The 6,903-nt window shown below is 60.7% G+C and carries 8 protein-coding genes and 1 tRNA gene; 6 read left to right on the top strand and 3 right to left on the bottom strand.

What is annotated here, in order from left to right; translation table 11 throughout:
- On the top strand, positions 1-275 hold a 275-nt coding region (locus A3AI_RS46870; protein ID WP_024520659.1), incomplete at its 5' end, for an integrase core domain-containing protein.
- A 261-nt stretch (positions 276-536) separates the two neighbouring features.
- On the opposite strand, the gene A3AI_RS0138825 is transcribed toward A3AI_RS46870, so the two are convergent.
- The gene (locus A3AI_RS0138825; protein ID WP_024520658.1) at positions 537-722 is read right to left on the bottom strand and encodes a hypothetical protein; all 186 of its coding nucleotides are present in this window, start codon (positions 720-722) and stop codon (positions 537-539) included.
- 479 nt (positions 723-1,201) lie between these two features.
- On the opposite strand from A3AI_RS0138825, the gene A3AI_RS0138815 reads away from it, so the two are divergent.
- Positions 1,202-1,423, top strand: coding sequence for a hypothetical protein (locus tag A3AI_RS0138815; protein WP_156928140.1), 222 nt, complete (start codon positions 1,202-1,204; stop codon positions 1,421-1,423).
- Positions 1,424-1,769: 346 nt separating this feature from the next.
- Complete coding sequence (locus A3AI_RS0138810; RefSeq protein WP_024520656.1) at positions 1,770-2,996, top strand: heparin lyase I family protein; 1,227 nt, start codon at positions 1,770-1,772, stop codon at positions 2,994-2,996.
- Positions 2,997-3,785: 789 nt separating this feature from the next.
- Here the strand turns inward: A3AI_RS0138810 and A3AI_RS0138795 are convergent.
- Positions 3,786-4,034 (bottom strand): hypothetical protein, encoded by a 249-nt coding sequence (locus A3AI_RS0138795; RefSeq protein ID WP_024520654.1) that lies wholly within the window; start codon positions 4,032-4,034, stop codon positions 3,786-3,788.
- A gap of 194 nt (positions 4,035-4,228) precedes the next feature.
- Here A3AI_RS0138795 and A3AI_RS49680 point away from each other — a divergent pair, with 194 nt between their 5' ends.
- The 3 genes from A3AI_RS49680 to A3AI_RS48440 all read left to right on the top strand — a co-directional run bounded on the left by A3AI_RS49680 (position 4,229) and on the right by A3AI_RS48440 (position 6,066).
- Entirely contained in the window at positions 4,229-4,432 is a 204-nt protein-coding gene (locus A3AI_RS49680) for a hypothetical protein (protein WP_245287051.1), read from the top strand.
- Positions 4,429-4,776 (top strand): septal ring lytic transglycosylase RlpA family protein, encoded by a 348-nt coding sequence (locus A3AI_RS44460; RefSeq protein WP_024520652.1) that lies wholly within the window; start codon positions 4,429-4,431, stop codon positions 4,774-4,776. Before A3AI_RS49680 ends, A3AI_RS44460 begins: the two co-directional genes overlap by 4 nt.
- 1,137 nt (positions 4,777-5,913) lie before the next feature.
- Positions 5,914-6,066: a hypothetical protein gene (locus A3AI_RS48440; protein ID WP_156928139.1), complete on the top strand. Its 153-nt coding sequence runs from the start codon at positions 5,914-5,916 to the stop codon at positions 6,064-6,066.
- Between the two features lie 627 nt (positions 6,067-6,693).
- Here A3AI_RS48440 and A3AI_RS0138765 read toward each other — a convergent pair.
- A tRNA-Arg gene (locus tag A3AI_RS0138765) sits at positions 6,694-6,770 on the bottom strand.
- Positions 6,771-6,903 lie beyond the last annotated feature (133 nt).

Here is a 6,903-nt window from a genome sequence, read left to right as displayed (position 1 = left end):
CCTTCCAGAAGGCCTGCAAGCGCCTCGGCCTCAAACACATCCGCACCAAGCCCTACACCCCACAAACCAACGGCAAGGCCGAGCGCTTCATTCAAACCAGCCTGCGCGAGTGGGCTTACGCCCAGGCCTACAACACCTCAAGAGAACGCGCCGCCGAGTTGCCAAGATGGCTCCACCGCTACAATTGGCATCGTCCTCATGGCAGTATCGGGTCTGTACCACCAATCAGCAGGCTCGGCTTGGCCGGGTATAACCTCTTGAGGCTCCACAGCTAGAGCGCGCCAGGCGCGTTTTGCAAATCTGACGATCGGCAACCATCGGCCACCAGCCACGTTATTAGCTGGCGTAGCGGCGCCATCCTCGACCCCACTTCGGCGCCCGCGTGGTCGCCGGGTGCGGCGGGCCTCCGGTCAGGCCTTGGCAGCACCCGGCACCGCCGGAAGCAGGCGCCCAGATCATCCGCTTGGCGCGACCAGCGCTGCAGACCGTCGCGCGGGCGAGGGCGATTTTAGAGCGTGTGCGTGTGGGGCGAGCGTCTATTTAGCCAACGATTGGCCGTTGCCCTCCCAAGACCAGTCCCCTGGTGCCAGGGCCGTCGCCGGCTCGGGCGGCGGGATGGGGATAGATGGCGTGAGGAACACGCCAGGGGTGAAGTTCCTATAGATGCCACCGCTGACCTCATCGAGATCGCCGATGGATAGCTCGTGAAGTTCGTCGCTCATGTCTCGATCCTCCTTTGTTTAGGAAGAGAGAATGTCCTCTCTTCGGGCTCGTTCTCGCCGTGACCCAAGTCACAATCCGGGGATCTCGATCGGCAGTGGCGCCACCCAAAGCGTCTATTCGCGTCTACTTTTTGGATCGCACCAGGCGTCACTAGTTTGTTGGCCTCCGGCCGCTCAGCAAGGCCAGTGCACGCGCATTCTCGGCTTCCAACACGGCAATCACCGTATCCTGTCCGTCGCTTGGGTCCGGCAATACCAACAACAGCGTCAACGTGTACGGCTATCAGGGCTGAAGGCCGCGCTATTTTCTTGGGCGCGCGGCTCAAACTGGCCCTCGGGCTTACGAGCCGGGGGCACCTTTTCGCTCGCGGGCTGATTGGTTTGTTTGTTGGCGAGGGTGTCAGCCACCTCGCCGAAATCCCGGCCGCCGACGCCGGATGAGCGCGCGGCGGCCGGCGATGTTTCAGGAGTTGCGATCAATGGCGAGCGCTGCCCGCAAACTCTGTCGGCAATTCGGGATCAGGTTCAATCCGATTGGCCAGAGGTGCGGCGAGCTTGAAACCTGGTGTCGCAATACGATTGAGCACCTGCTCAAGAACCACGGCGAAGAGGCCATGGTCTTGACGCTTCGCGTGCTCACCGAGACGCACCGCAACAATCGATCTGCCCTCAACAGAGAGGTGATCACTGCCGTCAACTGAGTGTGTCGGCTGCGCCGATGGACGTCGCTTGGCCTTCCATTCTTGGACGCTTGGGATGCACTCGACCTTGGCGAACGTGCGCTGATCGCCAAGCGAAGCGCCTCCGGCCCATATGCCACAGGTGGGGCCATGCGATTCAAAATGTCGCCATGCTCACCTATTTTTTTTGCCATACTCGCTCATTAACCAACCGCCCAGCAGTCGGGTGGGCAAAATCAGATCTCCGCTGCTTTGAAGTCTGTTCGCGGCGCGAGCCGCGAGCACGCAGTATGTTGCGCGCCTTTGCGATACGCGGTGGTGGAATGCCCTCGTCAACTCAACATCCTAACGCGATGGAGATCTGAAATTGGATACGACCGGCACGATTACAAAATTTGCGCCCGCACCGAAAACCTACATTGATATCGGTGGCGCCGCATTCGAAGTTGAGACGGCGGGCCGGAGTTATAGCCTGACCAATCCCGATCCGCAGACTTTGCAATTTGAGATCCAGCGGGGCGATCACGCCTGGTTCGATCCCTCGAGTAAGGATCGGGCCGAAGTTGACGGTTCCGCGGGCGGCTACATTCAGCCGGGGACTCCGGTTGCCATCGACTATCAGTTTATGGTGCAGCCGAACGGGCCCAACAACACGTTCACCAACACGGCGTCATGGTTTGTCACCGGAGAAATGCACAACGAAGACGAAGTGAGTGGTGCGGCGACGTCGCCCCCGTTTGCGATTCAACTTGCTGGCAATCATCTGCAAGTTGTTGCTCGCTACTCCTCCCCCGGTCAGAATCCCGGCAGTCCAACTATGCTGACGCTCTGGACCGACCCCAATCCCATTACACCTGGCCAGTATAATAATATTCAAATACAGGCCAATGTATCCAACACCGGCGGTGGCTATCTGCACGTCTCGGTCAACGGCACCCAGGTCGTGAATTATTCGGGTCCGCTGGGCTATGGAGCGCCCACCTATTGGGAGGAAGGACTCTATCGGAACTCGGGTCCAACCGAGAGCGTTACCGCCGATTTCCGCAATACGACGGTCGTCACTGGGGCCCAGGCGGCCGGTTGGACGGGCGTGGGCGGCACGACGACGCCGATCGCTCCGGTCTCGGGCGGCGGCGCCGCCGCCCCGACCGATCCTGCCACACCACTCACGAGCAGGCCGGGCCTCAGCGGCGGCATCGCCGCCCCGACCGATCCTGCCACACCACTCACAAGCAGGCCGGGCCTCAGCCGGGGCATCGCCGCCCCGACCGATCCTGCCACACCAGTCCTGACCGGGTCGGGCTTGAGGGGCGGCGCGTCTTTAGGCGACGTCGCTCAGTTGCTCAACAGTCATCCCGACTTCGCCAGTCCGGCAGCGACGCTGAGCGAGGCCGGAGCATCGAGGTCGGGCACCGTGCCCAACCTCGGCACCACGCCCGATCTCGCCTCAAGCGCCGGTACGAGGGCGTACGCCCTCCTGAATCAGATGATGGCGGGCGATTTCGGCGGCCAATCGCATTTCGCGCAGGCCGCGACGGCATTGTCCGCGTCATCCCCGCAGCAGACCCCTCTCCTGACCAGGTCTCTGCGCTAACCCAGCCAATCGAGACCGCAAGGGACGACCCCGCCGCCCCTTCGGGGGGCGGTCGCGGTGCTACGTTGGAGTACAACGCCCGCACGATGCCGATACGGGGCACCATGGTATCGCCGCCGCGCTCGACCACGAGCATCAGCGCCTCGATTGCCGCACGCCATTGTGGCTCGTCGTGCTTGGCCTTCGGCAATTTGGCGATGAAGTTGCCGGTCGCGTAACGTGTGCAGCTCTTCGCCGCTGGGAAGCGGGATCCGCCGCTGGCATGTTTGCAACCGTCTTAGCAATCCGACCGGTCTTTTCATTCTATTGGCCGAAGGGGGCGCGGGTGGCGGCCTAACATCAGCGCCCGCCGCGGACCAGGTCCGCGAGCAGCATTTTTGCGATCATCTCTGGCGGTGCCCCTCCGAGTTGGGTTGCTTCGGCTCCGAACGGGGATCGAACATGCACCATTGAGCCCTGAACGAAATAGGCCCCGTGATGCTCGACATCGTTGATCGTGACGCTCAGGATTCTGACTGGAGTTGGCCTAGTGCCTCTCATGTGCTCACCCAATCTCGATGAGACAGCGCCCCGAGTTGTCATTGTGATTCGGGCGACGAAACGGCCAGACCGTGAAGAAGAGGCGTTGTGGTGCTGAGCGGTTAACGAAGGGTGAATATTAGCTATCGGACAAAAGGGCCCAGCACCACAGTGCATGCCGAACCGGGCGAGGTGACTGTGACGACCACAGCGCGCCAAATGCACATGGCGAACCAGCCCGAGCGCTGCGAGCCTCGCTGGTGCGTTCTATCACCGCAGCTCGTAGCAGTTCACTATGGTTCGCGGATTGCGCGTCACGTCGTACAACGCGCTGCATTGCACCAGTGCGTTGATGCCCGGTTTGCGGAACAGGATGAGCGAGGTCCGATTGTCATAGCCGCTCGCATAACCGGCAACCTCCCAGCCTTGTCCGAGCAGTTGGCCGATGGTCAACGGCTGATCGTCGGCGGACACACTGGACGCTGCGAGCATCGCTGCAAAGAGAACGCCTGAACGCATGACAAGGCCTGCCGGCCGGCCGCGGGGGAATGCGGCCGGCCGGGGATTTTGTTTCAGAAATTGGAAAAGGCGGGGCAACGGCCGACCAGGAAAGGACGGCGAGCGAAAAGCTCGTCAATAGCGTTGCGTTGACGTTGTTTGCTCGCGTCGCAATGGTGATTGCGACAGGGCTCATTCTTCCGGCGGCGCTCTGGATGGGCAATCGCGGCGTTTCCACGATCGACGAGATCTCGCGCAAGCTCGACACGATGAACGTCGGCCAGGTCGAGCACGCCGCCGAGATTCGCGCGCTGCGCGTGGAATCGACCGCGCAGCAAAAGATCCTCGCCGACCACGAGGCGCGTGTGCGGCTGCTCGAGGCGCAGCAGCGTGTCGCGACGCCGATCGGCCGGCCATGACGCGCCTGGTTGTCCTGGTGGCGCTGGTGGTCGCGATCGCCGGCGGCCTCGAGCTCGCGCACGCCGAGAGCGGCCTCGCGAGCTGGTACGGCAAGGAAAGCGGCCGCTATACGGCGAGCGGCGCGCGGTTCAATCCGGAGGGGCCGACCTGCGCCATGCGGACCAGGCGCTGGCGTTGGGTCGTGGTGACAGATCTCGCGACCGGCCGATCGGCGCGATGCTACGTCAACGACTACGGGCCGGCGGCCTGGACCGGCCGCGTGATCGACGTCAGCCATGGCGTCGCCGGCGCGCTCGGTTTTGCGGGCCAAGGCACGGCGCGCGTCGAGGTCGTCGACCAATGAAGGTTACGGAGCGATGTCAGTCAGGAATGTCGGCGCCCAAGTGAATTAGATGTGCGCGGGGAAGCAATCTGGTGTCACCGCACACCCTTTTTGTGCTTGCAATCTAGGTGAACGATCGGCAACTCTTGGGAATTGTCTCCGCCGTGTTCACGGAGACGTTGCAAGGGGGAACATATGATCCGTGCGAGTATCGTTGCCTTAGTACTTTTGTCCCAAGGAACCGCCGCTTTAGCAGAGCGGTATCAAATCTTCCCGCTGAATGTTAACAGATCACGCAGGGGGGACACAGCTTATCAAGCACTCGTTTTGGATAACGAACTTTCGAGGGCTGTGACCTGTGCGGTCGTCATACTTGGGAGCGATATTCGGCAAATGGCCTGCCAAAGTCGCTTAGATAATGAATTTAAGATGCCGGGTAGCGGTGACCTCACTGCACAGCCGATGATCCCAGGACGTGATCCGGTATCGCCAGGAAACATGCCGGGCATCTGGTACATCAATCAGAAGACAGGCGATGTGCAGTTCTGTCATGTCACCTTGCCCCGCGGGAAACGGTGCTGGGGTTTGGATTGGCAGAACGCCCCAACGCAGTAACTAGGGCATGTACTCATAAATCTAGAGCGGCAGCGGTCTCCCGAGCGAGGCCGCCGCCCCTTCGACGCAGGTACCCACCCGTCCTTGAGGAGGGGTTTTCTCTTTTGATTTAGCCCCCTGTCTGCATCTGCTGGACCATCTGCATTATCTGGTTAAGTGTGCCCATCGGACCCCTCCCACCACTCTGACTCTGGGGCGAGCCGCCAGCCACCGCATCGAGCTCCTCGGAGGACAACTCGTGCAGCTCCAGAGCTTCGCTCTTTGCAGTGATTGCATTTGCAGTCATCACGTTTCTCCCTTGAATTAGTCGACGCTATCATCCGCGCCTGCGACCATATTTAGCATCACCGCTCTCGCCGCTATGTGACGGCCATCACGAATGTCTGATTCAACCGGTCGCTCGCCAATGAGCTTGTGCGCGGTTGTTTTCCAGTTTGTGCCTCGAAGCAGAAGGCCCAGTGTGCCGCACATCACAGTCGAGGCGAGGCCGATATGTTGTCATCCGCACCAGATGATTCACATGCAGCCCCCGAGAGGAAAGTCATGATTGAAGTGCGTGAAATCGAAACGCGTGAAATTGAAGTGCGTGAACTGATCGAAGCCGAACTCGACGGGGTCGCCGGCGGCATGATCAACCAAGACCCGGTCAGACGCCGCCCCGGTCCTAGCGCCGCGGACCCCACCCAGCACCCTTGATGCGCAGCGCGGCAACGCCGTTTTACCACGCCGACGCGCGCGGAAAGCGGTTGGGCTGGGCTCCCGCCTTGGAAGCTTCACATGGTTGTGAGCGCATAATCACACGCAGACGCAAGGCGTTTATGAGTACACGCCCTAGCAAAGCTACGCCGAGTCGCCACGGCCTGCGATCGATGTTGTCTCGATCGCGGGCCGTTCCGTCAGAGCAGCAAGTGCACGGCCGCGACGATCAAAGCGACGAGGCCGGCGAGCGCGCCGAGGACAATCAAGAGGGCATAAGCTGGGGCGCTGTCGGACATGCGATCGCGGCCGCTCATGGTGCAAGTCTCCCGCGGCCGCTCGAGATGGCCGCGAGCATTCCCCGAAAACCTAAAAGTTTCACATTCGCCACGATTCTACTTAAGGGCGAATTCGTTAGATGAGTTACTACGGCAACATAATACCGGAAAATGCCGCAGGTATGAGCGATTTCGTTCCGCAGGGCGGAACTACTTCGGGAATTTCTTCGGGGTTTTTGTGCCAATAAGGCCGGCTTAGACCAGCTTTGATCAGCTAATGTTCTAAGCGAAACGTGTAGTTTTTTCCGGCCGAAATCGCTAAATCCCTTTGATCTAAAAGGATTTTTGCTGGCGATCCCAGCAGGACTCGAACCTGCAACCCGCGGAGTAGAAATCCGCTACTCTATCCAGTTGAGCTATGGGACCATTGCCATGGCATCGCTCTTGGGGCCGGCCGGCGGTTGCGCCGGTGGCCGCATCGGCTTGCCCCCTTCATACCACCGTCAATATGAAAAATCCGCTGTGACGGAAAGGGTTTTTGCGAACCGAATCTGATGAA

It is taken from the genome of Bradyrhizobium sp. Tv2a-2, assembly GCF_000472425.1.
Lineage (GTDB): Bacteria > Pseudomonadota > Alphaproteobacteria > Rhizobiales > Xanthobacteraceae > Bradyrhizobium.
The sequence above is the reverse complement of the archived record's forward strand: the minus strand, read 5'-3'. Positions and strand labels throughout refer to the sequence as shown.

Coding starts and splice junctions, on each gene's coding strand:
- A3AI_RS0138815 (WP_156928140.1), top strand. CDS start 1,202: ATGGCGAGCGCTGCCCGCAAACTCTGTCGGCAATTCGGGATCAGGTTC.
- A3AI_RS0138825 (WP_024520658.1), bottom strand. CDS start 722: ATGAGCGACGAACTTCACGAGCTATCCATCGGCGATCTCGATGAGGTC.
- A3AI_RS49680 (WP_245287051.1), top strand. CDS start 4,229: ATGGGCAATCGCGGCGTTTCCACGATCGACGAGATCTCGCGCAAGCTC.
- A3AI_RS0138795 (WP_024520654.1), bottom strand. CDS start 4,034: ATGCGTTCAGGCGTTCTCTTTGCAGCGATGCTCGCAGCGTCCAGTGTG.
- A3AI_RS44460 (WP_024520652.1), top strand. CDS start 4,429: ATGACGCGCCTGGTTGTCCTGGTGGCGCTGGTGGTCGCGATCGCCGGC.
- A3AI_RS48440 (WP_156928139.1), top strand. CDS start 5,914: ATGATTGAAGTGCGTGAAATCGAAACGCGTGAAATTGAAGTGCGTGAA.